Annotated in this window: 22 protein-coding genes; 4 read left to right on the top strand and 18 right to left on the bottom strand. The window is 67.1% G+C overall.

Annotation, left to right across the window (positions count from 1 at the left end):
- From QP552_RS15345 to rlmD, 9 genes are all read right to left on the bottom strand, one after another.
- Positions 1–270, bottom strand: a complete 270-nt coding sequence (locus QP552_RS15345) for a hypothetical protein (RefSeq protein WP_111110957.1) — start codon at positions 268–270, stop codon at positions 1–3.
- Positions 271–450: 180 nt separating this feature from the next.
- Positions 451–1,719, bottom strand: a complete 1,269-nt coding sequence (locus QP552_RS15350; RefSeq protein ID WP_111110948.1) for an NAD(P)/FAD-dependent oxidoreductase — start codon at positions 1,717–1,719, stop codon at positions 451–453.
- A 102-nt stretch (positions 1,720–1,821) separates the two neighbouring features.
- The gene (locus tag QP552_RS15355; protein WP_005410590.1) at positions 1,822–2,028 is read right to left on the bottom strand and encodes a cold-shock protein; all 207 of its coding nucleotides are present in this window, start codon (positions 2,026–2,028) and stop codon (positions 1,822–1,824) included.
- A gap of 88 nt (positions 2,029–2,116) precedes the next feature.
- Complete coding sequence (locus tag QP552_RS15360; protein WP_006461208.1) at positions 2,117–2,863, bottom strand: S-methyl-5'-thioinosine phosphorylase; 747 nt, start codon at positions 2,861–2,863, stop codon at positions 2,117–2,119.
- 82 nt (positions 2,864–2,945) lie between these two features.
- Positions 2,946–3,500 carry a hypoxanthine-guanine phosphoribosyltransferase gene (locus QP552_RS15365; protein ID WP_005410592.1) on the bottom strand — a complete coding sequence of 185 codons (555 nt, stop codon included), beginning with the start codon at positions 3,498–3,500 and terminating at the stop codon, positions 2,946–2,948.
- Complete coding sequence (gene nagZ / locus QP552_RS15370; RefSeq protein ID WP_111110950.1) at positions 3,500–4,507, bottom strand: beta-N-acetylhexosaminidase; 1,008 nt, start codon at positions 4,505–4,507, stop codon at positions 3,500–3,502. Before nagZ ends, QP552_RS15365 begins: the two co-directional genes overlap by 1 nt.
- A gap of 162 nt (positions 4,508–4,669) precedes the next feature.
- Positions 4,670–5,365 (bottom strand): DsbA family oxidoreductase, encoded by a 696-nt coding sequence (locus QP552_RS15375; protein WP_106551013.1) that lies wholly within the window; start codon positions 5,363–5,365, stop codon positions 4,670–4,672.
- A gap of 113 nt (positions 5,366–5,478) precedes the next feature.
- On the bottom strand, positions 5,479–5,964 hold the full coding sequence (locus tag QP552_RS15380) for a CYTH domain-containing protein (RefSeq protein ID WP_111110953.1): 486 nt from the start codon (positions 5,962–5,964) through the stop codon (positions 5,479–5,481).
- A 33-nt stretch (positions 5,965–5,997) separates the two neighbouring features.
- The gene (gene rlmD, locus QP552_RS15385; RefSeq protein WP_111110955.1) at positions 5,998–7,332 is read right to left on the bottom strand and encodes a 23S rRNA (uracil(1939)-C(5))-methyltransferase RlmD; all 1,335 of its coding nucleotides are present in this window, start codon (positions 7,330–7,332) and stop codon (positions 5,998–6,000) included.
- A gap of 127 nt (positions 7,333–7,459) precedes the next feature.
- On the opposite strand from rlmD, the gene QP552_RS15390 reads away from it, so the two are divergent.
- Positions 7,460–8,188 carry a response regulator gene (locus QP552_RS15390; RefSeq protein ID WP_099552126.1) on the top strand — a complete coding sequence of 243 codons (729 nt, stop codon included), beginning with the start codon at positions 7,460–7,462 and terminating at the stop codon, positions 8,186–8,188.
- Positions 8,189–8,727: 539 nt separating this feature from the next.
- Here QP552_RS15390 and recO read toward each other — a convergent pair.
- The 9 genes from recO to rpoE all read right to left on the bottom strand — a co-directional run bounded on the left by recO (position 8,728) and on the right by rpoE (position 17,396).
- Positions 8,728–9,447, bottom strand: a complete 720-nt coding sequence (gene recO / locus QP552_RS15395; RefSeq protein WP_106551279.1) for a DNA repair protein RecO — start codon at positions 9,445–9,447, stop codon at positions 8,728–8,730.
- Between the two features lie 18 nt (positions 9,448–9,465).
- The gene (era, locus tag QP552_RS15400) at positions 9,466–10,362 is read right to left on the bottom strand and encodes a GTPase Era (RefSeq protein ID WP_005410599.1); all 897 of its coding nucleotides are present in this window, start codon (positions 10,360–10,362) and stop codon (positions 9,466–9,468) included.
- Positions 10,359–11,039: a ribonuclease III gene (gene rnc, locus QP552_RS15405; protein WP_286073998.1), complete on the bottom strand. Its 681-nt coding sequence runs from the start codon at positions 11,037–11,039 to the stop codon at positions 10,359–10,361. The genes era and rnc overlap by 4 nt, the downstream gene beginning before the upstream one ends.
- The gene (locus tag QP552_RS15410) at positions 11,029–11,412 is read right to left on the bottom strand and encodes a DUF4845 domain-containing protein (protein ID WP_106551281.1); all 384 of its coding nucleotides are present in this window, start codon (positions 11,410–11,412) and stop codon (positions 11,029–11,031) included. Before QP552_RS15410 ends, rnc begins: the two co-directional genes overlap by 11 nt.
- A gap of 52 nt (positions 11,413–11,464) precedes the next feature.
- The gene (lepB, locus tag QP552_RS15415) at positions 11,465–12,259 is read right to left on the bottom strand and encodes a signal peptidase I (RefSeq protein ID WP_014038087.1); all 795 of its coding nucleotides are present in this window, start codon (positions 12,257–12,259) and stop codon (positions 11,465–11,467) included.
- 54 nt (positions 12,260–12,313) lie between these two features.
- The gene (gene lepA / locus QP552_RS15420; RefSeq protein WP_005410603.1) at positions 12,314–14,107 is read right to left on the bottom strand and encodes a translation elongation factor 4; all 1,794 of its coding nucleotides are present in this window, start codon (positions 14,105–14,107) and stop codon (positions 12,314–12,316) included.
- Positions 14,108–14,287: 180 nt separating this feature from the next.
- Positions 14,288–15,823: a DegQ family serine endoprotease gene (locus QP552_RS15425; RefSeq protein ID WP_286074000.1), complete on the bottom strand. Its 1,536-nt coding sequence runs from the start codon at positions 15,821–15,823 to the stop codon at positions 14,288–14,290.
- 74 nt (positions 15,824–15,897) lie between these two features.
- Positions 15,898–16,779, bottom strand: coding sequence for a sigma-E factor negative regulatory protein (locus tag QP552_RS15430; protein ID WP_286074001.1), 882 nt, complete (start codon positions 16,777–16,779; stop codon positions 15,898–15,900).
- The gene (gene rpoE / locus QP552_RS15435; protein ID WP_005414197.1) at positions 16,776–17,396 is read right to left on the bottom strand and encodes an RNA polymerase sigma factor RpoE; all 621 of its coding nucleotides are present in this window, start codon (positions 17,394–17,396) and stop codon (positions 16,776–16,778) included. The genes QP552_RS15430 and rpoE overlap by 4 nt, the downstream gene beginning before the upstream one ends.
- 235 nt (positions 17,397–17,631) lie before the next feature.
- Here rpoE and QP552_RS15440 point away from each other — a divergent pair, with 235 nt between their 5' ends.
- From QP552_RS15440 to aqpZ, 3 genes are all read left to right on the top strand, one after another.
- A complete protein-coding gene (locus tag QP552_RS15440) occupies positions 17,632–19,695 on the top strand; it encodes a 3-hydroxyacyl-CoA dehydrogenase NAD-binding domain-containing protein (RefSeq protein ID WP_286074003.1) in 2,064 nt (687 codons plus the stop codon).
- Between the two features lie 636 nt (positions 19,696–20,331).
- Positions 20,332–21,195, top strand: a complete 864-nt coding sequence (locus QP552_RS15445) for a pirin family protein (RefSeq protein WP_049427674.1) — start codon at positions 20,332–20,334, stop codon at positions 21,193–21,195.
- Positions 21,196–21,315: 120 nt separating this feature from the next.
- Positions 21,316–22,035 (top strand): aquaporin Z, encoded by a 720-nt coding sequence (gene aqpZ / locus QP552_RS15450; protein WP_106551167.1) that lies wholly within the window; start codon positions 21,316–21,318, stop codon positions 22,033–22,035.
- Positions 22,036–22,145 lie beyond the last annotated feature (110 nt).

A 22,145-nucleotide genomic window follows, 5' to 3' on the forward strand; every position in this document is an offset into this window, starting at 1 on the left:
TCAGGCCGGGCGAATGCCCAGCTGTGGCATCAACTGGAAATCAGGCGTGTCGTCCTCGCGCCGCCGCGGCAAGGCCTGGATTGCCGCCAGCATCTCCTGCGCGCAGGTGCGGATGCGTGCGTGGTGTTCCGGTGACGCATGGCTGATCAGGCTGCCGACATGGAACTCGAATACATCCTCCAGTACGTCGGGCTGGTCCTCGTGCAGCATCTGCAGCAGTCCGCGCAGCTTGCAGATTTCCGATTCCAGCTCCTCGACCGCGAACAACATGGCATCCTCCTCTTCAACATCAGGCGGCACGTCCGGGCCGCAACAGGCCGCAACGGCAGCGTAGCCCGGGCCACGCGCGATGTTGATCACGGAAAGGAAAACGGGCGACGCGCAGTCGCGTGCAACCTACTTCTCGCACATCCGCGGTGAGGCAACCGTTAATTCACGTGATGGCTCGCTTCACGCGCTGGCCGTGACCACGTTGCTGCGAGGCATGTCCATCGTCGTGGCCAGTGCGTCGATGAAGGCCGGATCCAGCGTGAGCGAACCGAACCAGCCCTGCTGCGTTCCACTGAGCACGCGCAGCATGTGGCCACGGCCTCCGGGCAGGCGCCCCATCGGGCCCAGCAGCACGTCGCGCGCCTTCGCCCAGGCATCGCGGTCGGACTGGAACAACGGCGTCAGCCAACGGCTCCAGCGCTGGTAGACCGCAACATGCGCCCTGCGTTGCGCCTGGTACGCCTGCAACGCTTCGGCACCACCGCCATGCGTGCGAACGGCATCGCGCAATGCCAACGCATCGAGCAGCGCCATGTTCACCCCCTGCCCCAGCTGCGGGCTCATCGCGTGCGCGGCATCCCCTGCCAGCACCATGCGGCCCTGGTGCCAGCGCGTCATCACTGCATCGCGATAGACCGCGCGCGCCAGCTGGCCGGCATCGCGCAAGTGGGCGAAGCGCGCACTGGCCTGCGGCCACAGCGCATGCAGCTCGTCCAGCCAGGGCGTCATGCCATCGGCCTGCCAGCGCTCGAAGTCGGCGCGTGGCAGGCTCCAGAAGAAGCTCAGGCGCGGCGTGTCATCGCCGGGGCGCGTACCGACCGGCAGCAGGCCGATCATCTTGCGCGCGGCCACGTAGCGCTGCCGCAGCTCCTGCACGTGCGGCCAGTCTTCGGCCGGCAACAGGCACCACAGCGCCCCCCACGGGTACACGCGGTCCAGCCCGGCACCGCCGGCGATCGTGCCGCGCAGCGCAGAGGCCGCGCCATCGGCGGCCACCACCAGATCGAACGGGCCATGCGTGCGCCCATCGCTGTCGCGCAGGCGTCCGTGCCCGGCATCCACCTCGGTGATGGTGGTACCGGCATGCAGCTGCCCAAGCCCGCCACGGGCATCATCCAGCAGCGAGAACAACGCCCCACGCTGCATGCCCAGTCCGTGCAGGCGCGCATCCAGGCCGTCGTAGCGCATGTCCATCACCGCGCGCTCGCATGGCGTGTCGCCATACAGGCGGTGCACCGGCGCCGCATGCGCGCGCACCGCATCCAGCAGGCCCATCTGCCACAGCACCTGCAGGCCGCTGGGCTGCAGCAGGAAACCTGCACCCACCGGCCCCGGCGTGGGCACGCGTTCGAAGATCTCCACCTCGTGGCCGTCACGGGTGAGCAGGATGGACACTGCCTGTCCAGCGGTGCCGTAGCCGATCACGGCGATACGCAGTCGTTCCGTCATGGCCGCATTGTGCCCGAGGCGGGTGGATCGCGAACGGCCCGCGGGCACGCCGCGCAAAAAAAACCCCGCCGAAGCGGGGTTTTCAACGCACTGTCGAGTGGATCACTCGGCCGGCGTGATGTTCGAAGCCTGGGCACCCTTCGGGCCCTGGGTCACGTCATAGGTGACACGCTGGCCTTCCTGCAGGCTGCGGAAGCCCTTGGAGTTGATGGCGGAGAAGTGCGCGAACACGTCGGCGCTGCCATCCTCCGGCGAGATGAAGCCAAATCCCTTGGCGTCGTTGAACCACTTGACGGTACCGTTCGGCATGGTGATGCGAGACCTTATGCAATGAATGGGTGGTGTACGCTGAACCCGCGCACAAGCTGAGTATGCAAAGCTTGCTCGGGGAAGACAATCACCCCCGCGCCAATTCGCCCACCAGTTCCGGAAGTCCGTTGCTCGCCGCCTGTACGTTGGCCAGCACTTCGGCCATCGTAATCTCCTCGCCATCACCGCAGCCCGCCGCCCAGTTGGCGATGATCGCCAGGCAGGCGTAATCCAGCCCAAGCTCCCGTGCCAGCGCGGCTTCGGGCATGCCGGTCATGCCCACCAGATCACAACCATCGCGGCGCATGCGGGCGATCTCGGCGATGGTTTCCAGGCGTGGGCCCTGCGTCGCGCCGTAGCAGCCACCGTCATGGACCGTGACACCGGTCACTTTGGCCGCCGCCAGGATCTTGCTGCGCAGCATCGGCGTGTACGGGTGGCCGAAATCGACGTGGACCACGTCGGTGCCTTCTTCTTCACAGATGGTGCTGATGCGGCCCCAGGTGTAGTCGATGATCTGGTCCGGGCAGGCCAGCACGCGCGGACCGAAATCCTCGGTGATGCCGCCGACCGTGTTCAACGCCAGCACGCGCTGCGCGCCCAGCTGCTGCAGCGCGGCCAGGTTGGCGCGGTAGTTGATCTTGTGCGGCGGCAGCGAGTGGCCTTCACCATGGCGCGCCAGGAACGCGACGCGATGGCCGAGCAGCGTGCCCACGCGCACCGGACCGGACGGGCGGCCGAAGCGGGTGTCGACCTCGTGGGTCTGCACGTCGTCGAGCTTGGCCAGGTTGTAGACACCGGTACCGCCGATCACGGCCAGGGCGATCTGTTGCATTCGAAGCACTCCATGAAAAGACGAACGCCGGCACCCGAGGATGCCGGCGATGGAAGAAGACGCGCCGCAGGCGGCTGCGCCGTTATTCCTTCATTGCGTAGATGGCCGGCACGCAGCGCAGGGTTTCGTTGACGTCCATGCCGAAGCCGAACACATAGCGGTCCGGCAGTTCGATGCCGGCGTAATCGGCGGTCACGTCCGGCAGCGCGCGGTCGTGCTTCTTCACCGTCATCGCGGCGATGCGCACGTCGGTCGCGCCTTGCTCCAGGCACCAGGTGCGCACGCCCTGCAGGGTGTAGCCCTCGTCCAGGATGTCGTCGACCAGCAGCACGCGGCGGCCGAACAGCGAGGTGGCCGGCTTGTGCTTCCAGACCAGGTCGCCGCCGGTGGTTTCGCCACGGTAGCGGGTGGCGTGCAGGTAATCGAACTGCACGTCCTGCCCGCGCGCACCCAGTTCCAGCGCCAGCTGGCCGGCGAACGGCAGCGCGCCGTGCATGATCGACAGGAACAGCGGCACCTCGCCCTTGTAGTCGCGCGCGATGGCGTCGGCGATACCAGCAATGGCCTTGTCGATGGTGGGGCGGTCGACCAGCAGGTCAGCCTGGGCCAGGGCCTGGGAAATGGTGAGGTTGGGCATCAGACGGTTCTTCCAAGGGTTTCAAGCAGACGGGTTTGGGTATCGCCATGGCGGGCATCGGCCAGCAGGCCATCCCAGCCAAGCGCGCCGCGGCCGATCAGGCCCAGCAGCGCAGCGGTATTGAGGGAGCGTCCCTGCACCGCGTGCAGGGCTTCATCGACCAGCTCCGGGTGGCAGACCAGCACCACGTCGCAGCCGGCGTCCAGATGGGCGTGCACGCGCGCCGGTACGCCGCCGGCACTGTGCGAGGCGGCCATGCCGATATCGTCGGAGAACACCACGCCACGGAAGCCGAGCTCGCCGCGCAGGATGTCCTGGATCCAGCGCGGCGAGTAACCGGCTGGTTCCGGCGCCACCTGCGGGTAGATCACGTGCGCCATCATCACCGCGTCGGCACCGGCGGCGATGCCGGCCTGGAAGGGCACCAGGTCCTGCGCACGCAGCTCGTCCAGCGCGCGCGGGTCGATCGCGGTATCCACGTGGGTATCTTCCAGCACGGTGCCGTGGCCGGGGAAATGCTTGAGCGTGGCGGCCATGCCGACCGAATGCATGCCACGCACGTAGGCGGCGGTGAACGCGGCCACCACCTGCGGGTCTTCACTGAAGGCGCGGTTGCCGATGGCACGGTTGCCACGGCCAAGGTCGACCACCGGCGCGAAGCTCAGGTCCACGCCGCTGGCCCGTACCTCGCTGGCCATCAGCCAGGCGTGCCGTTCGGCCAATGCCAAGGCCTGCTGCGGGTCGGTGGCATACAGCGCACCAATGTCCTGCAGTGGCGGCAGATCGCTGTAACCCTCGCGGAAACGCTGCACGCGTCCGCCTTCCTGGTCCACGCAGATCAGCTGCGGGCGCGGCGCGGCGGCGCGGATGGCCGCGCTCAGATCGGTCACCTGCTGGCGCGAGGCGAAGTTGCGCTTGAACAGCACGACCCCGGCCACGGCATCGTGCTGCAACCAGTCACGTTCCTGGGCAGTCAGTTCGGTGCCGGCAACGCCGATCAGCAGCATGGTCGATCTCCACAACGCGCGCCCGCATGGCGCAGTGCCGCATTGTCGCAGAACCGGCCGACAGGCGCAGTGGTCAAGGCATATAGGACGTGTGGGGTCAGCGCCGCAGTGCGGATCTGACCCCGGAGTCGGATCCCCGCAGGGGCTCTGACCCCGCGCAGTTCAGACCTTGCAGCCGTCCGGGCCGCAGGCCTCGTCGCCATCGGCCGGGGGCTCTGGCGCGCCCTGCTCGGCGGCGATCTGGCGCAATGCGTTGGCGAAGGCCTCGGGCGGCTGCGCCCCGGAAATGGCCCACTTCCCATCGATGACGAAGGTCGGCACCGAAGAAATGCCCAGCGCATGGGCCTGGGCCAGCTTGGCGTCGACTTCGGCCAGGCCGCGATCGGAGGCCAGCATCTGCGCGATCTCACCCGCATCGAGGCCGCCAGCGACGCCGGCCTTGATCAACACCTGCGGGTCGGCCAGGTTCTGGCCCTGCTCGAAGTGGGCGCGGAACAGCGCCTCGCCCACCGCGTCCTGCACGTCGTGCTGCCCGGCCAGCCACAGCACCCGGTGCGCCGGCAGCGTGGTCACCCGCACCTGGCCCTGGCTGAAGTCCATTGGCAGCCCTTCGGCACGCGCGGTGGTCTGGGTCTGGCTGAGGATCTGCTCGGTACGTTCGGCACCGCCGAACTTGCGCACGTAGGCCTCGCGCAGCGGTACCGGTGTGGCGTCCGCGTCCGGATCCAGCTGGAACGGCTGCCAATGGATGTCGAGCTCAGGCGCGTCGGCGCCCAGCAACTGCACGCCCTGCTGGAAACGATGCTTGCCGATCCAGCACCAGGGACAGACCACGTCGGAGTAGATGTCGATTCTCATCCCCCCGACATGGGGCCCACCCTCGCCGAAAAAAGGGGACGGAGGGGATTAAGTCGCTCTCCGCACAGGCGGGGTAAAGACGACTTAATCCCCTCCGTCCCCTGTTCAGGGGTTCACCACTGTGAATAGGGGTGGCTGGCGAGCGCGACGTTGTAGTAGCGGGCGTCGTCGGTCACTTCGGCGCCAACCCAGTCCGGCAGTTCGATGACCTGGTCAGCGCTGTCCAGCTCGACCTCGGCCACCACCAGGCCGGCGTTGTCGCCGAGGAATTCATCCACTTCCCAGGTGAGCCCGGCGTGCTCGACCAGATGGCGGCGCTTGTCGATCAGGCCGCCAACACAGAGCGCCAGCAGCGCGCGCGCATCGTCCACCGGGATCGGGTAGTCGAACTCCTGTCGGGTGTGGCCGATGGTGCGCGACTTCAGGTTGAGCGCGGCGTGGTCGCCTTCGATGCGGACCCGCACCGAGGCATTCTGGGTGCCGCGGTCGAGCGCCCCCATATCGTTGATGTAACCCTGCGCCATCGGGATCACCCGATGCGCGGCGGCACGCCAGCCGTCATTGCTGACGAGGAATTTGCGTTCGATTTCGATGCCCATCGCGCCATTATGCGCGATGGGCATGACAGCCGATCAGCGCTTTTCGAACACCGCGATGCTTTCCACGTGTGCGGTGTGCGGGAACATGTCCATGGCACCGGCGCTGACCAGGGTGAAGCCCTGTTCGTTGACCAGATAGCCGGCATCGCGTGCCAGCGAGCCCGGGTGGCAGCTGACATAGACGATGCGCTTGAACTGCTTCAGCGGCAGCTGCTGCAGCACTTCGATCGCGCCCGAGCGCGGCGGGTCAAGCAGCAGCTTGTCGAAGCCCTGGCGCATCCACGGGGTGCTGCGCTGGTCCTGGGTCAGGTCGGCGCTGAAGAACTGCGCGTTGGCCAGACCATTGCGCTCGGCATTCTCACGGGCGCGCGCGACCAGGCCGGCATCACCTTCCACACCGACCACTTCGCGCACGCGACGCGCCAGCGGCAGGGTGAAGTTGCCCAGGCCACAGAACAGGTCCAGCACACGCTCGTCCTCACCCGGCTCCAGCAGGTCGAGGGCGTGGGCGATCATCTTCTCGTTGAGCTTGGCGTTGACCTGGATGAAGTCCAGCGGGCGGAACGCCAGCTCCACATCCCACGGCGCCAGCCGGAACGACAGCGGCACGCCCTGCCCGTCCAGCGGCTGCACGGTGTCCACGCCGCCGGACTGCAGGTAGATCACGAAACCATGCTGCTGGCCAAAGGCGGCCCAGGCGGCGCGGTCGGCATCGCTGAGCGGCTGCAGGTGGCGCACGGTCAGCACCACGGCCTGGTCACCGGCGATGAACTCGATCTGCGGAATGTCGCGCTTGCCATCGAGCGATTCGATGAAGGTCGACAAGGCCTCGACCTTGGTGCCGATCTCGGGGATCACAGTCAGGCACTGGCTCAGGTCGGCGACGAAGCGGGGATCCTGTTCACGGAATCCGACCAGGGTCTTGTCCTTCTTCTCGACCCGGCGCACCGAGAACCGGCCCTTGCGGCGGTAGCCCCAGCTCTCGCCGACCAGCGGCGCCAGCACTGCGCCCGGCTTCACGTGGCCGATGCGCTCCAGGTTGTCCATCAGCACGCGCTGCTTGGCGACGATCTGCTGCTCTTCGTCCAAGTGCTGCAGCACGCAGCCGGCGCAGGTACCGAAATGCGGGCACTTCGGGGTCACGCGCTGTGGCGAGGCCTGCAGTACTTCCACCGTGCGTGCCTCGTCGAAATGGCGGCTGCGGGCGGTCTGTTCGGCCATCACCACCTCGCCCGGCAGGGCGCCGCTGATGAAGGTGACCTTGCCACCCTCGCCTTCACGGCGGGCGACGCCGCGACCATCATGGCTGAGGTCGAGGATCTCGGTCTGGAACGGAGTACGGTCGATGCGGGAGCGGGATCGGGCCACGTGGCAACAGGCTGCGGGCAAAAATGGGGGCACATTGTCGCAGATCCTGACTGGCAGGGTCCGGACCCGCTTGCGCCCGCCGCCGCCGTGCTTGATGATTGCAGCAGCTGACATGGAGGCAGCCCTGATGCAGATGACCCCGCGGGCCAGCCGGCCCCGCTTCCTGCTTGTCGAGGACGACATCATCAGCCGCGGTTTTTTCAAAGCGGCGTTGGAAACGTTACCGGCGGACGTGGACACCGCAGATTCATTGGCCAGTGCGCTGGCCAGCGCCGAGCCCGGCGCGCATGACCTGTGGCTGATCGACGTCAACCTGCCGGACGGCAACGGCGCGCAGCTGCTGCGTGAACTGCGCCGTTCGCACCCTGATACCCCGGCATTGGCGCATACCGCCGATGGCGACACCTCCATCCATGCCCGCCTGCGTGAAGCTGGCTTCAGCGACACGCTGGTCAAGCCGCTGGGCCGCGACCAGTTGCTGAAAGCCGTGCGCCGCGCGCTGGTGAACAGCCCGGCGGGGATCTTCGTTGCCCCGGCCCCAGCAGCGGTCGAGCTGCAGGTGCAGGACTGGGACGAGACCGCGGCACTGGCCGCGCTCAATGGCCAGCGCAACCACCTGATCGCCCTGCGCGAGCTGTTCCTGGCCGAGTTGCCGGGGGTACGCGACGCGGTCGAGCAGGCCGTGGACCAGCACGACGAGCGCCAGCTGCGCAGCCAGCTGCACCGGTTGCAGGCCAGCTGCGGGTTTGTCGGCGCGGCTCGGTTGGGGCGTGCGGTACGCCAGCTGCATCATGCGCCGGAGTCTGGACAGGCGCAGGCCGGGTTCCGCGCCGCGGTGGCTGCCCTGCTGCATTGAGGGTTGCTCGGCAGGGCTGCGCCCTGCACCCGCAGAGGCTTCAAGCCAAGGCAACGGCAACGGCAACAGCAACAGCAAAAGCAAAAGCTGGCATTCCGCGGGTTGGCGGGGCGGTATCGGAGCGCGGGGACGCCGTAAACCCGTCCATGGGGGCTTGGCAGCCGCATCCATGCGGCTGACACCCCGCCCTCCGATACCGCCCCGCCTCTGACAGTTTTCCGCGATCGGGTAGATCCACGCCATGCGTGGATGAATTTCTGTCAGATATCGAAATCAATCTGGGGTCGGATCCGTTTTCCGAGGGAAAACGGATCTGACCCCGTCGGCATGTCCAACAGCTCGCGGAAAACTGTCGAAGGCGGGGTGGGTCCGGTTGCGGGAGTGTCCGCGGCATGGATGCCGCGGCCAAGCCCCCAAGCATGGGTTTACGGCGTCTCCCGCAACCGGACCCACCCCGCCTACCCACGGACAGCCAGCTTTTGCTTTTGACGTTGACGTTGATTCGGCAGGTGCAGGGCTGCAAGCCCTGCCGAACACCCCTACCGTCGGGGGGCCAGCTGCTCCAGCAGTTCCCAGGACTTCAGGCCGCGCGCACCCAGGTGATGGGCCAGCACCCGCCGCATTGGCAGGCGCAGGCTGGCCAGGTCGGCCGCATCGGGTTCTTCGTCCGCCGCCAGCGCCAGCAGCGCCGATCCTGTGGCCGCCGCCCGGCGTTCCCCGCCGCGCTCGCTGAGCAGACGTTGCGCCCCTTCCTGGGGATCCAGTTCGTAACGTGCCGCCGGGTCGATCGGCTGGCCGTCGCTGGCACTGTCCAGTTCGAAGCCCAGGCCCAGTGCGGTCAGCAGCTCACGCTCGAAACGACGCAGCGTCCAGGCCAGGCCGGCACCGACCGCCAGCCGCGCGCGCGCTTCGCCATAGGCCAGATACAACTCAGGCAACGGGTCCTGGCGAGGTGCCAGGCGCAGGGTCAGTTCACTCAGGTAGAAGCCGGCCAGCATCGCCTGGCCGACCAGCCGCGGTGCGGCGTCCAGCGCTTCGGCGCCGCGCAGCTGGGCCAGTTCACCGCGCTGCTGGGCACTGAAGCGGATCCACTGCAGCGGCTGCAGGGCGGCGCGCAGCACCTGGCCCTTGGCGGTGGACACGCCACGCGCGAGCAGGCCGATGCGGCCATGCTGCGCGCTCAACACCTCGACCAGCAGGCTGGTCTCGCGGTAGGCCCGCGCGTGCAGCACGAAGCCGGTGTCGTCCTCGATCATCATCGAAGCGACCGCAACGGCTTACTCGTAACCGAAGGCCTTCAGCGCGGCCTCGTCATCGGACCAGCCTTCACGCACGCGCACCCAGGTCTCAAGGAACACCTTGGCCCCGAACAGACGTTCCATCTGCAGGCGGGACTTGGCGCCGATCTCCTTGAGGCGGGCGCCGCCCTTGCCGATCACGATGGCCTTCTGGCCTTCGCGCTCGACCCAGATCACCGCACCGATGCGCAGCAGGTTGCCGTCCTCGGTGAAGCGTTCGATCTCAACGGTGGTGGCGTACGGCAGCTCTTCGCCGAGCTGGCGCATCAGCTGCTCACGTACCAGTTCGCCGGCCAGGAAACGCTGGCTGCGGTCGGTGATCTCGTCCTCGCCGAACATCGGCGGCGCTTCCGGCAGCAGCTTCAGCACGTCGCGCACCAGTGCTTCCAGGCCGTTGCGCTTCTGCGCCGAGATCGGATGCACGGCAGCGAAATCACGGCCCTCGGTCACCTGCTGCAGGAACGGCAGCAGCGCGCCCTTTTCCTTCAGGCGGTCGATCTTGTTGACCACCAGCACCACCGGAATGCCAGCGTCGCGCAGCACATTGAAGGCCAGGCTGTCTTCTTCATCCCAGCGACCGGCCTCGATCACCAGCAGGCCGGCATCGACGCCTTCCAGCGAGCCGCGCGCGGCGCGGTTCATCACCCGGTTCATCGCCCGCTTCTGCACCTTGTGCAGGCCGGGGGTGTCGACCAGCACCAGCTGGCCTTCCGGGTAGGTGGCGATGCCCAGCAGGCGATGACGCGTGGTCTGCGGGCGGTTGGAAACGATGCTGACCTTCGCACCGACCAGGGCATTGGTCAGGGTCGACTTGCCCACGTTCGGGCGGCCGATGACGGCCACGCTGCCGCAATGATGAGGGGTTTGTTCGCTCACTTGGAATCCAGTTGTTCTAGGACGGCAGCAGCCGCCTGTTGTTCGGCAAGCCGCCGCGAGGCGCCTTCGCCCTCTGTGCTGGCGGCCGGGTCGGCTACGTTGCAGCGTACCCGGAAGTGCTTGGCATGGTCGTCACCGGATTCTGACACCAGTTCATACTGCGGCAACGCCTTCTGTCGGGCCTGCAGCCATTCCTGCAGGCGGGTCTTGGGGTCCTTCTCGGGCCGGCCGGTGGACGGCAGTGCCTCGATCGAGGCGCCGAACCAGGGCAACACCACCGCCCGGCAGGCCTCGAAGCCGGCATCCAGATAGATCGCGGCCACCACGGCTTCCACCGCGTCGGCCAGGATCGAGTCGCGGCGATGGCCGCCCGACTTCATTTCACCCGGCCCCAGGGTCAGCCGCTCACCCAGTTGCAGGGTACGCGCGATCACCGCCAGCGCGCCTTCACGCACCAGTTCGGCGCGGGCACGGGTCAGCGCACCCTCGTCGGCCTTGGGCCAGCGCTGGTACAGCGCCTCGGCCACCATCATGTTGACGATGCTGTCGCCCAGGAACTCCAGGCGCTCGTTGTGCGGCGCGCCGGCACTGCGATGGGTCAGCGCCTGCTTGAGCAGGGCCGGATCGCCGAAGGGATGACCGATGAGGTCGCCGCGTTGGATGAATTTACTGGGCACCGCTTCGTGTCAGGTCCTGGGAAGAATCGAATTTGCCAACCACATCGAGGTTGCCGATCAGCTGGCGACGCACTTCGTAGTTGACCTTGAGGGTCCAGCCATTGTCGCGACGATCGAACTTCACGTTGGCCGGCTTCACATTGTCCGAGTAGTTGATGTACAGGCGCTTGAAGAACAGGTCCTGGATCCGCGACGGCTCCATGCTGCCCACGCCCGGCTCGTTGGCCAGGCTCTTCATCGCCGAGCGCACGGCGTAGTACTCCTGGTACATCGGGAACAGCTTCATGCCGATGTAGAGGAAGAAGCCGACCACGATCAGAACCGTCAGGAACGAGGTCAGGGTCATGCCGCGCTGCGTGTTCATCGCCTTCATTGCGTTCTCCCCAGATACGCGTTGGATGTGAAAGTACTCAGTTGATGCCCGATCAGTTGATGCTCGAGCCGATCCGCGACGGCTCGAAGCCATCCTTGCAGAACCAGCCCTGGCAGTTCAGCCAGATCAGGAAGGCCTTCCCGCGCAGGTTCTCTTCCGGCAGCAGGCCCCAGAAACGGCCGTCGTCGCTGTTGTCGCGGTTGTCGCCCATCACCAGGTACTTGCCGGCCGGCACGGTCCACTGCCCCTGGCCGCGCGGGTAGTCGGTCTCCAGCACGGTATGGGTGCGGCCCGGCAGGTGCTCGACCAGCAGATTGGCGCCCTCGCCCTGGCCCTTGTGGCCGGCGTAGATGCCCTTGTTGTCGTACTTCAGCGGCTCGCCATTGAGGATCACGCCGTCGCCTTCGAAGACCACGGTGTCACCCGGCACGCCGATCACGCGCTTGATGAAGTTCTCGCCCTTGGCCGGGTCGTTGTCGCTGTGGCCGGGGAAGTGGAACACCACCACGTCGCCACGCGAGGGCTCGCCGAACGGCACGATCTTGGTGTTGCTGATCGGCAGGCGCAGGCCGTAGGAGAACTTGTTGACCAGGATGAAATCGCCGATCAGCAGGTTCGGCATCATCGAGCTGGACGGGATCTTGTACGGTTCGGCAATGAAGCTGCGCACGATCAGCACGATCGCCAGCACCGGGAAGAACGCACGCGAGTAATCCACCAGCACCGGCTCGGAATCGAGCAGGCCGGCGCGCTGGGCGCGACGCTTGGCGAGGTACAGCTTGTCCGCAAGCAGGATCAGGCCCGAGGCCAGGGTCAGCACGACCAGGAGGATCTCAAACAGTTTCATTCAGGGTCCTTTGCAACGTCACCGGACGACCGGCCCCGCAGGGCCGGTGCGGGATTACTTGTTGTCCATCTGCAGCACGGCCAGGAACGCTTCCTGCGGAATCTCCACACGGCCGACCTGCTTCATGCGCTTCTTGCCTTCCTTCTGCTTTTCCAGAAGCTTCTTCTTGCGCGAAACGTCGCCACCATAGCACTTGGCCAGCACGTTCTTGCGCATGGCCTTGACCGTGGTACGGGCGATGATCTGCGAGCCGACCGCAGCCTGGATGGCGACGTCGAACATCTGGCGCGGGATCAGGTCCTTCATCTTCTCGCACAGCTCGCGGCCACGGCGGTCGGCATGGCTGCGGTGCACGATCAGCGACAGCGCGTCGACCTTGTCGCCGTTGATCAGCACATCCACGCGCACGAACGGGCCGGCATCGAAGCGCACGAAGTGGTAGTCCAGCGAGGCGTAGCCACGGCTGACCGACTTCAGCTTGTCGAAGAAGTCCAGCACCACCTCGGCCATCGGCAGCTCATAGCTGATCTGCACCTGGCTGCCCAGGTAGTTGATGCCGATCTGGCTGCCGCGCTTTTCTTCGCACAGCTTGATGATGTTGCCGATGTACTCCTCGGGGGTGAGCACGTTGGCACGGATGATCGGCTCGCGGATCTCCTCGACCTGGTTCACCGGCGGCAGCTTGGCCGGGTTGTCCATGTTGATGATCGAGCCATCGGTCTTCAGGACTTCATACACCACCGTCGGCGCGGTGCTGATCAGGTCCAGGTTGTATTCGCGCTCCAGGCGCTCCTGCACGATCTCCATGTGCAGCATGCCCAGGAAGCCGCAGCGGAAGCCGAAGCCCATCGCCTCGGAGCTTTCCGGCTCGAAGCGCAGCGCGGCATCGTTCAGGCGCAGCTTGTCCAGCGCTTCGCGCAGGTCCGGGTAATCCTCGGCATCGACCGGGAACAGGCCGGCGAACACGCGCGGCTGCATTTCCTGGAAACCGGGAAGCGGCTTCGGTGCCGGGTCGCCGGCCAGGGTCAGGGTGTCGCCGACCGGCGCACCGTGCACGTCCTTGATGCTGGCGGTGACCCAGCCCACTTCACCGGCACGCAGCGCCGGCAGCACTTTCCGCTTCGGCGTGAACACGCCTACGTTGTCGACCTGGTGGTTGCGGCCGGTGGACATCACCTGCAGCTTGTCACCGGCCTTGATCTCGCCCTGCATCACGCGCACCAGCGAGACCACGCCCAGGTAGTTGTCGAACCACGAGTCGATGATCAGCGCCTGCAGCTTCTCGGTATCGCGCGGCGTCGGCGGCGGGATGCGATGCACGATCGCTTCCAGCACATCCTGCACGTTCAGGCCGGTCTTGGCGCTGACCGGCACGGCGTCGGAGGCGTCGATGCCGATCACGGCCTCGATCTCGGCCTTGGCGCGCTCGATGTCAGCGGTCGGCAGGTCGATCTTGTTGATCACCGGCACCACTTCCAGGCCCTGCTCCACCGCGGTGTAGCAGTTGGCCACCGACTGCGCTTCCACGCCCTGGGCAGCATCGACCACCAGCAGCGCGCCTTCGCAGGCGGCCAGCGAGCGGCTGACTTCATAGGAGAAGTCGACGTGGCCGGGGGTGTCGATGAAGTTCAGATGGTAGGTCTGCCCGTCCTTGGCCAGGTACGGCAGCGACACCGACTGCGCCTTGATCGTGATGCCACGCTCGCGCTCGATCGGGTTGGAGTCGAGCACCTGCGCTTCCATCTCGCGGGCCTGCAGGCCACCACAAAGCTGGATGATGCGGTCGGCCAGCGTGGACTTGCCGTGGTCGACATGGGCGATGATGGAGAAGTTGCGGATGTTCCGCATCGAATCAGAAGACATAGGTGGCGGCGGCGCGCGGCGTCGTCAGGGTAACGGTCGATTATCGCATGCCCGGCGCCCCGCCGCGAAAGCGGTCTCATCGGGGGCCGCCCGGAACGGCCGAAGCCCCGCCAGGGCGGGGCTTCGGGGGACGGACAAGGGCCGCGGGGGCGGCCCGGGCAGGCCTTACTGGCCGGCCTTCACCGCCACGAAGGCGCTGTTGCCGTTGCCGGTGCGCACCAGCAGCATCACCACGTCGTCCTTCTTGTAGCTGGACAGCGCCCGGTTCAGGCTCTCCACGCTGCCGACCGGGGTGCGGCCGACCTGCAGGATCACCATGCCAGGAGACAGGCCGGCATCACGCGCCGCCTGGCCCTTGACCCCGGTGATGCGCACGCCTTCGTTGCCATCCAGGCCGAACTGCTTGCGCTGCGGCGCGGTCAGGTCGCTCACGTCCAGGCCCAGCAGGGCGTTGGCGCCGGCCTGCGGTGCCGCATCGGGCTTGGCGGCAGCCGCCGCACGGGCATTGCCCTGACCGTCTTCGCTCAGCGCCGTGAGCGTGGCACTGAGATCGCGCGGCTTGCCATCGCGGATCACACCCAGGGTGACACGGCTGCCCGGCGCCATCGCACCGATCAGCGGCGGCAGGTCGGACCAGCTGTTGACCGGGCTGCCGTTGACCGAACGCACCACGTCGCCGATCTGCACACCGGCCTTCTCCGCGGCACTGCCAGCGACGATCTGATTGACCAGCGCGCCTCGGCTGTCGGGCAGGCCCAGGCCCTGCGCCTTCAGCGCATCGATCGGCTCGACCACCGCACCCAGCTGGCCACGGGTGACCTTGCCGCTCTTCTTGATCTGCTCGACCGCGCTCATCGCCAGGTCGATCGGGATCGCGAAGCTGATGCCCATGTAGCCGCCGGAGGCGGAGAAGATCTGCGAATTGATGCCGACCACTTCGCCACGGGTGTTCAGCAGCGGACCACCGGAATTGCCCTGGTTGATCGCCACGTCGGTCTGGATGAACGGCACGTAGCGCTGGTCGGCGCCACCGGTGCTGCGGCCCAGTGCACTGACGATACCGGCGGTGACCGAGTGGTCGAGACCGAATGGCGAGCCGATCGCGACAACCCACTGGCCCGGCTTCAGCGTGTTGGAATCGCCCACGCGCACGGTCGGCAGGTTCTTGCCATCGATCTTCAGCAGCGCCACGTCGTACTGCTGGTCGCTGCCCACCACCTTGGCGTTGAACTCACGGCTGTCGCCCAGCTTGACCTTCACGTCGCTGGCATCAGCCACCACGTGGTAGTTGGTCAGCACATAGCCGTCGGGCGAGATGATGAAACCCGACCCCATGCCGCGGCCCTTGATGCTGGGGCCACCGTCCTGCCCACCCGGTCCCTGCCCCGGCATCGGGAAGTCCGGGCCGAAGAAGCGGCGGAAGAACTCCGGCATGTCGTCGTCACCGCCCATCGGGCCCCGCGAAGCCTGGCGGTTGTTGCGGACGATGGTGGTGTCGACGTTGACCACACCCGGCCCGACCTGTTCGACAAGGTTGGTGAAATCGGGCAGGCCGCTGACCAGCGGCTGTGCCGGCGCCCTCGGCGCGGCGGCCGAAGCAGCCTGGGTCGGAGCGGCAGGCGCCGGGGCCTGCGCGCAGGCCATCAGCGGCAGGGTCAGGGCCAGCAGGCCAATGGCCTGCGTGCGGAGTCGGGGAGTCATCGGACGGCAACCTCCGGATCGGATGGAAAGAGGAATACGGGCCCCGCCGGCGGCGGGGCGTGAAAGCGCCCGGCTCAGTCGCGCGGGCGCGGCGGCACCGGCAGGTCGTCCTGCAGGCGCGGCTCGAACGGGTAGAACGCGGCGCCACCGGTATGGGCCGGGAAGCTGGCATTGAGCGCGCCGCCAGCGGCAGGCGCCAGGCTGGAACGCGGCCACGGCCGGGCCTGCAGCCCACCAACCTCACCAAACGGCATGTTGCGGCCGGTACTGGCCGGTACGGTCGGGGTCAGCGGCGCCTGCGCAGAAGCCACCGCGCGCTGCGGCACGTCCTCACGCTGGGCGACACGCGCGGCCTGCTGGCTGCGGGTGGCACTGGCGCGGCGGCTGTCCTGGCGGCGACCGGCAGCGGCCATCGCCAGGGCGGGAGCCGCCGCCACGGCCATCGCGGCAGTGTCTGCAGAGGCCTCGGTCACCGGGGCAGGATTGGTCGGCGCGGCCGGCAGCTCTGCCTGGCTGGCGATCACCTGCGGTGCCAACGGCTCGCCCGGGGTGGCTTCCTTCAGCTTCTCACCGCCCATGAACAGCGCGACCGCCGCCACCGAAGCGGCCAGTGCGGCACCACCGCCCCAGGCCCGCCAGCCACTGCGACGCACCTGACGGCGTGGCTCGGCCTGCGGCGCTGGCTCGGCGGCGATGGCGGCAGCCACGGCGGCACTGAACCCGGCAGGCGCCAGTGCCGACGCCTGCCCGCGCATCACGTCGCCCAGCAGCTGCCAGCGCTCCTGGCAGCCGGCCAGTTCGGGGTCATGCTCCATCCGGCGCAGCAGGAAGCGCGCTTCATCGGCGCCCAGCTCGCCATCGACCAGGGCCGACAGCTGCTCGCGATGGCGCTGGTCCAGGCGCTGCCCGGCGGGCGATTGATGGTTCTGCGATTCGTTGAGCGGATTACTGGTCATACGCGGCTCTTCTCACGGGTGGCGCTGCCGATGTCCAACAGCGGCCGGAGTTCGGTGTCGATCGCCTCGCGCGCCCGGAAGATCCGTGAACGCACGGTGCCGATCGGGCACCCCATTTTCTGCGCGATTTCCTCGTAGCTCAGGCCTTCCACCTCGCGCAGGGTGATCGCCGACCGGAGCTCTTCCGGCAGCGCGTTGACGGCCTTCATCACCGTCTGTTCCAGCTCCTGGCGCATCAACTCGCGTTCGGGCGTGTCGGTGTCGCGCAGGCGCGTACCACTGTCGAACTGTTCGGCATCGCCGATGTCGATGTCATCGGTCGGTGGCCGTCGATTGTGTGAAGCCAGGTAGTTTTTGGCGGTATTCACGGCGATTCGATGCAACCAGGTTGAGAACTGGGCATCGCCACGGAAACTTCCGATCGCGCGGTAGGCACGGATGAAAGTGTCCTGGGCGACGTCCTGACATTCGCTCCAGTCGGCGATGTAGCGACCGACAAGGGCCACCACGCGATGCTGGTACTTGCGCACCAGGACATCGAACGCGGCGCTCTCGCCGTGCTGCACGCGCCGGACCAGTTCCAGATCCAGCTCCTGTGGTGTATCAACCTCGGCCATGAGGGGCCGCACTCCTGTCAGCCCAACCGACGTCGGGCAATGAGACTGCCAATCCCGGGAAAAGTTCAGTCGCCGATCACCCGGCGCCGCACCAGCTTTTAACCACCGTTCCGTTAGCGTCCCGGTCCACGGCCATGGATCCGGGGTCGCCACTCCCCTGCTATTGGGATTTGACGCGGGGGAAACAACCTCTGGATCATAGCCGCTTCTCCATACACAACCGGATGGAACGTCCATGCTCTCAGGCTTCGATGGTCTCCGCTTCAGCCACTGGCACCCCGAGATCCGCGACGACGGCGTGGTGGTCCTCTCCCTGGATCGTCAGGACAGCAGCGTCAACGCGATGTCGCAGGACGTGCTGCTGGAACTGGGGGACCTGCTGGAACGCATCGCGCTGGACCCGCCCAAGGGCGTGGTGATCCAGTCGTTGAAGAAGGCGGGGTTCATTGCTGGCGCGGACCTGAAGGAGTTCCAGGAGTTCGACCGCCGCGGCACCGTCAACGACGCCATCCGCCGCGGCCAGGCCACCTACCAGAAGCTGGCCGAGCTGCCCTGCCCGACCGTGGCGGCCATCCATGGCCACTGCCTGGGCGGTGGCACTGAGCTCGCACTGGCCTGCCGCTATCGCGTGGCCTCCAATGACAGCAGCACCCGCATCGGCCTGCCGGAAACCCAGCTCGGCATCTTCCCCGGCTGGGGTGGCAGCGCGCGACTGCCGCAGCTGGTGGGTGCCCCGGCGGCGATGGACATGATGCTGACCGGCCGCACCCTGTCGGCCTCGGCCGCGCGTGGCATCGGCCTGGTCGACAAGGTGGTGGCACCGGCGGTGGTACTCGATACCGCCGTGGCGCTGGCCCTGTCCGGCACCACCCGCCCGTTCAAGCAGCGCGCCACTGCGTGGGCGACCAACACCTGGCTGGCCCGCACCCTGCTGGCCCCGCAGATGGTCAAGCAGGTCGCGCGCAAGGCGAAGAAGGACCAGTACCCGGCGCCCTACGCGCTGATCAGCACCTGGCAGCGCAGCGGCGGCAAGCCGATCCAGGCACGCCTGGATGCCGAACGCCGTGCGGTGGTGAAACTGGCCAGCACCCCGACCGCGCGCAACCTGATCCGCATCTTCTTCCTGACCGAGCGCCTGAAGGGCCTGGGTGGCGGCGACTCTGGCATCCGCCACGTGCACGTGGTCGGCGCCGGCGTGATGGGCGGCGACATCGCCGCGTGGGCCGCGTACAAGGGCTTCGACGTAACCCTGCAGGACCGCGAGCAGCGCTTCATCGACCCGGCCATGGAACGCGCGCAGGCGCTGTTCGCCAAGAAGGTGCGCGACGAGAGCAAGCGCCCGGCGGTGGCCGCACGCCTGCGTGCCGACCTGGAAGGCAACGGCGTGGCCAAGGCCGACCTGGTGATCGAAGCCATCATCGAGAACCCGGAAGCCAAGCGTGCGCTGTACCAGACGCTGGAACCGAAGATGAAGGTGGATGCACTGCTGACCACCAACACCTCGTCGATTCCGCTGGTGGAACTGCGTGACCACATCCAGCGCCCGGCGCAGTTCGCCGGCCTGCACTACTTCAACCCGGTGGCGCAGATGCCGCTGGTGGAAATCATCCACCACGATGGCATGGCGCCGGAAACCGAGCGCCGCCTGGCCGCGTTCTGCAAGGCACTGGGCAAGTTCCCGGTGCCGGTGGCCGGCAGCCCCGGCTTCCTGGTCAACCGCGTGCTGTTCCCGTACATGCTGGAAGCGGCCACCGCGTATGCCGAAGGCATTCCGGGCCCGGTAATCGACAAGGCGGCGGTGAAGTTCGGCATGCCGATGGGCCCGATCGAACTGATCGATACCGTGGGCCTGGACGTGGCCGCCGGCGTCGGCCGCGAGCTGGCGCCGTTCCTGGGCCTGCAGATTCCGGCCGCGCTGCAGACGGTGGAACCGGACAAGCGCGGCAAGAAGGATGGCCAGGGCATCTACACCTGGGAGAACGGCAAGCCGAAGAAGCCGGACGTGGCCAGCGATTACCAGGCCCCGGCGGATCTTGAGGATCGCCTGATCCTGCCGCTGCTGAACGAAGCGGTGGCGTGCCTGCACGAAGGCGTGGTGGCCGATGCGGACCTGCTGGATGCCGGCGTGATCTTCGGCACCGGCTTCGCGCCGTTCCGCGGCGGCCCGATCCAGCACATCCGCGCGGTGGGTGCCGATGCGATCGTCGAGCGGTTGAAGGCGCTGCAGCAGCGCCACGGCGACCGCTTCGCCCCGCGCCCGGGCTGGGACAACCCCGCCCTGCGCGAACCGGTGGTGTAAGAGGTTTTATCGGCCGGGCCTGCGGCCCGGCACCCGCAGAGGCAACCGCCGAAGCAAAAACCAGAGCCAGAGCCAGAGCCAGAGCCGGAGCAACAGCCGGCTCTGGCTTTTCTGTTTGTTGGGCGGGGCGGTGTGGGCAGGCAGGACACGCCGTAAACCCATCCATGGGGGCTCGATGGCGCCATCCATGGCGCCAACGGTCCTGCCCACCCACACCGCCCCACCCCTGACAGATTTCCGGTGACGGTGGGTGAACTTCGATGACTTGTAGGTGTCGACCTTGGTCGACACGTTTGATCCACGCCATGCGTGGATGCGAGCGAAGCGGCCGGCGTTTGATTTTGATTTTCTTTTTTCTTCTCCGTGGCTGGACGCATACGGAAACTGTCAAAGGCCGGGCGGGTGGGTTGCGCAGGACCGTTGGCGCCACGGATGGCGCCATCGAGCCCCCATGGATGGGTTTACGGCGTGTCCTGCGCAACCCACCCGCCCGGCCAAGCACGAGATACGCAATGCGCGTCCAGCCACGAGGGGCTGCGCCGTTGGCTGGAACAACCTGTTACCCATACGGGGCATGTCCCCGTCACAGCTGCATGCGATGCTGATCACCTGATCCCTGCCAGCGAGAACGCCCGCATGACCACCATCATCGCCCCGCGCGTGCACGACATCGGCGGCCTCGAAGTCCGTCGCGCCGTCCCCACCCTGCAGGCCCGCAGCATCGGCTCGTTCGTGTTCGTCGACCAGATGGGCCCGGCACTCATGCACCCCGGCACCGCCATCGACGTGCGCCCGCATCCGCATATCGGCCTGGCCACGGTGACCTACCTGTGGTCGGGTGCGATCGGCCACCGCGATACGCTCGGCTCTGACCAGGTGATCCGTCCCGGTGACGTCAACTGGATGACCGCCGGCCGCGGCATCGCCCATTCAGAGCGCACGCCGCAACCGGACCGCGACCATGACAACCCGATCCACGGCATGCAGACCTGGGTGGCGTTGCCGAAGTCGCACGAGGAAATCGAACCGGCGTTCTACCACCACGCTGCGGCCACCCTGCCCGAGCAGCGCCGCAACGGTGCCTGGCTGCGCGTGATCGCCGGCCGCGCCTATGGCGAGGAATCGCCGGTGAAGGTATTCGCCGACACCCTCAACGTGGCGATCGATCTCGACCCGGATGCGGAAATCGACATCGACGACGGCCATCGCGAACGCGCGCTGTACATCCTCGAGGGCGAGGCGCAGCTGGATGGCGTGGACATCCCCGCGCAGCACCTGGTGATCCCGGAAGCCGGCGCGCGTGGCCGCCTGCGCGCGAAGACGCCGGTGAAGGCGATGCTGTTCGGCGGCGAGCCGCTGGATGGCCCGCGTCATCTGTGGTGGAACTTCGTATCCAGCTCGAAGGAGCGTATCGAGCAGGCCAAGCACGATTGGGAAGCCGGCCGCTTCGGCACCATTCCGGGCGACGACAAGGAATTCATCCCGCTGCCGCAGTACTGAACATCGCGTGTTGCACACATCCGAAGGTGTATCCCTGCACCCGGCGTTGACGCTACAGTCACCCGCTGATCACTGAAATGTGACATAAATCACACTTTCACCGTCAAAGGAGTGCAACACATGAGCATGGGTAAACGCTTGTCCGCCGAATTCCTCGGCACGTTCTGGCTGGTTCTGGGTGGCTGCGGCAGTGCGGTGCTGGCCGCCAAGTTCGGCGGTGACGGCAATCCGCTGGGTATCGGCTTCCTCGGCGTCGCCCTGGCCTTTGGCCTGACCGTGGTGACCGGCGCCTATGCGTTCGGCCATATCTCCGGCGCGCACTTCAATCCGGCGGTCAGCGTCGGCCTGTGGGCCGGCGGCCGCTTCCCGACCAGGGACCTCGTGCCGTACATCATCGCCCAGGTGGCAGGCGGCCTGCTGGCCGGCTTCATCCTGCTGCAGATCGCCTCCGGGGCCAGCGGCTTCGCCATCGACGGCAGCCAGGCCGGTGCGTTCGCCAGCAATGGTTATGGCGCGCTGTCGCCCGGCGGTTACAGCGTGGCGGCGGCCTTCCTGTGCGAAGTGGTGCTGACCGCAGTGTTCCTCATCGTGATCATGGGCTCCACCCATGGCAAGGCACCGGCTGGCTTCGCGCCGCTGGCGATCGGCCTGTCGCTGACCCTGATCCACCTGATCAGCATCCCGGTCACCAACACCTCGGTGAACCCGGCGCGCTCCACCGCCGTGGCCTTCTTCGCCGGCAGCGGTGCGGTCAGCCAGCTGTGGCTGTTCTGGGTCGCCCCGCTGCTGGGCGGCGCGATCGGCGGCATCATCTACAAGTGGATCGGCAACGACCGCTGAGGCCTGTACGAACCATTGCGGCCGACCTTCGGCCGCAATGGTTACGCTTGTAACCGCAATTTGTGCGAGCGCTCACGTTCCGTTAAGGTTGAGTTGACCGTCCGTGCACA

It is taken from the genome of Stenotrophomonas sp. 59 (genome assembly GCF_030291095.1).
Taxonomy (GTDB): domain Bacteria; phylum Pseudomonadota; class Gammaproteobacteria; order Xanthomonadales; family Xanthomonadaceae; genus Stenotrophomonas; species Stenotrophomonas maltophilia_Q.

What these genes read in the sequence shown, in the direction of transcription:
- QP552_RS15345 (WP_111110957.1), bottom strand. Translation starts at nt 270, where the DNA reads ATGTTGTTCGCGGTCGAGGAGCTGGAATCGGAAATCTGCAAGCTGCGC.
- QP552_RS15350 (WP_111110948.1), bottom strand. Translation starts at nt 1,719, where the DNA reads ATGACGGAACGACTGCGTATCGCCGTGATCGGCTACGGCACCGCTGGA.
- QP552_RS15355 (WP_005410590.1), bottom strand. Translation starts at nt 2,028, where the DNA reads ATGCCGAACGGTACCGTCAAGTGGTTCAACGACGCCAAGGGATTTGGC.
- QP552_RS15360 (WP_006461208.1), bottom strand. Translation starts at nt 2,863, where the DNA reads ATGCAACAGATCGCCCTGGCCGTGATCGGCGGTACCGGTGTCTACAAC.
- QP552_RS15365 (WP_005410592.1), bottom strand. Translation starts at nt 3,500, where the DNA reads ATGCCCAACCTCACCATTTCCCAGGCCCTGGCCCAGGCTGACCTGCTG.
- nagZ (WP_111110950.1), bottom strand. Translation starts at nt 4,507, where the DNA reads ATGCTGCTGATCGGCGTTGCCGGCACCGAACTGACTGCCCAGGAACGT.
- QP552_RS15375 (WP_106551013.1), bottom strand. Translation starts at nt 5,365, where the DNA reads ATGAGAATCGACATCTACTCCGACGTGGTCTGTCCCTGGTGCTGGATC.
- QP552_RS15380 (WP_111110953.1), bottom strand. Translation starts at nt 5,964, where the DNA reads ATGGGCATCGAAATCGAACGCAAATTCCTCGTCAGCAATGACGGCTGG.
- QP552_RS15390 (WP_099552126.1), top strand. Translation starts at nt 7,460, where the DNA reads ATGCAGATGACCCCGCGGGCCAGCCGGCCCCGCTTCCTGCTTGTCGAG.
- recO (WP_106551279.1), bottom strand. Translation starts at nt 9,447, where the DNA reads ATGATGATCGAGGACGACACCGGCTTCGTGCTGCACGCGCGGGCCTAC.
- QP552_RS15410 (WP_106551281.1), bottom strand. Translation starts at nt 11,412, where the DNA reads ATGAAGGCGATGAACACGCAGCGCGGCATGACCCTGACCTCGTTCCTG.
- lepB (WP_014038087.1), bottom strand. Translation starts at nt 12,259, where the DNA reads ATGAAACTGTTTGAGATCCTCCTGGTCGTGCTGACCCTGGCCTCGGGC.
- lepA (WP_005410603.1), bottom strand. Translation starts at nt 14,107, where the DNA reads ATGCGGAACATCCGCAACTTCTCCATCATCGCCCATGTCGACCACGGC.
- QP552_RS15425 (WP_286074000.1), bottom strand. Translation starts at nt 15,823, where the DNA reads ATGACTCCCCGACTCCGCACGCAGGCCATTGGCCTGCTGGCCCTGACC.
- QP552_RS15430 (WP_286074001.1), bottom strand. Translation starts at nt 16,779, where the DNA reads ATGACCAGTAATCCGCTCAACGAATCGCAGAACCATCAATCGCCCGCC.
- rpoE (WP_005414197.1), bottom strand. Translation starts at nt 17,396, where the DNA reads ATGGCCGAGGTTGATACACCACAGGAGCTGGATCTGGAACTGGTCCGG.
- QP552_RS15440 (WP_286074003.1), top strand. Translation starts at nt 17,632, where the DNA reads ATGCTCTCAGGCTTCGATGGTCTCCGCTTCAGCCACTGGCACCCCGAG.
- QP552_RS15445 (WP_049427674.1), top strand. Translation starts at nt 20,332, where the DNA reads ATGACCACCATCATCGCCCCGCGCGTGCACGACATCGGCGGCCTCGAA.
- aqpZ (WP_106551167.1), top strand. Translation starts at nt 21,316, where the DNA reads ATGAGCATGGGTAAACGCTTGTCCGCCGAATTCCTCGGCACGTTCTGG.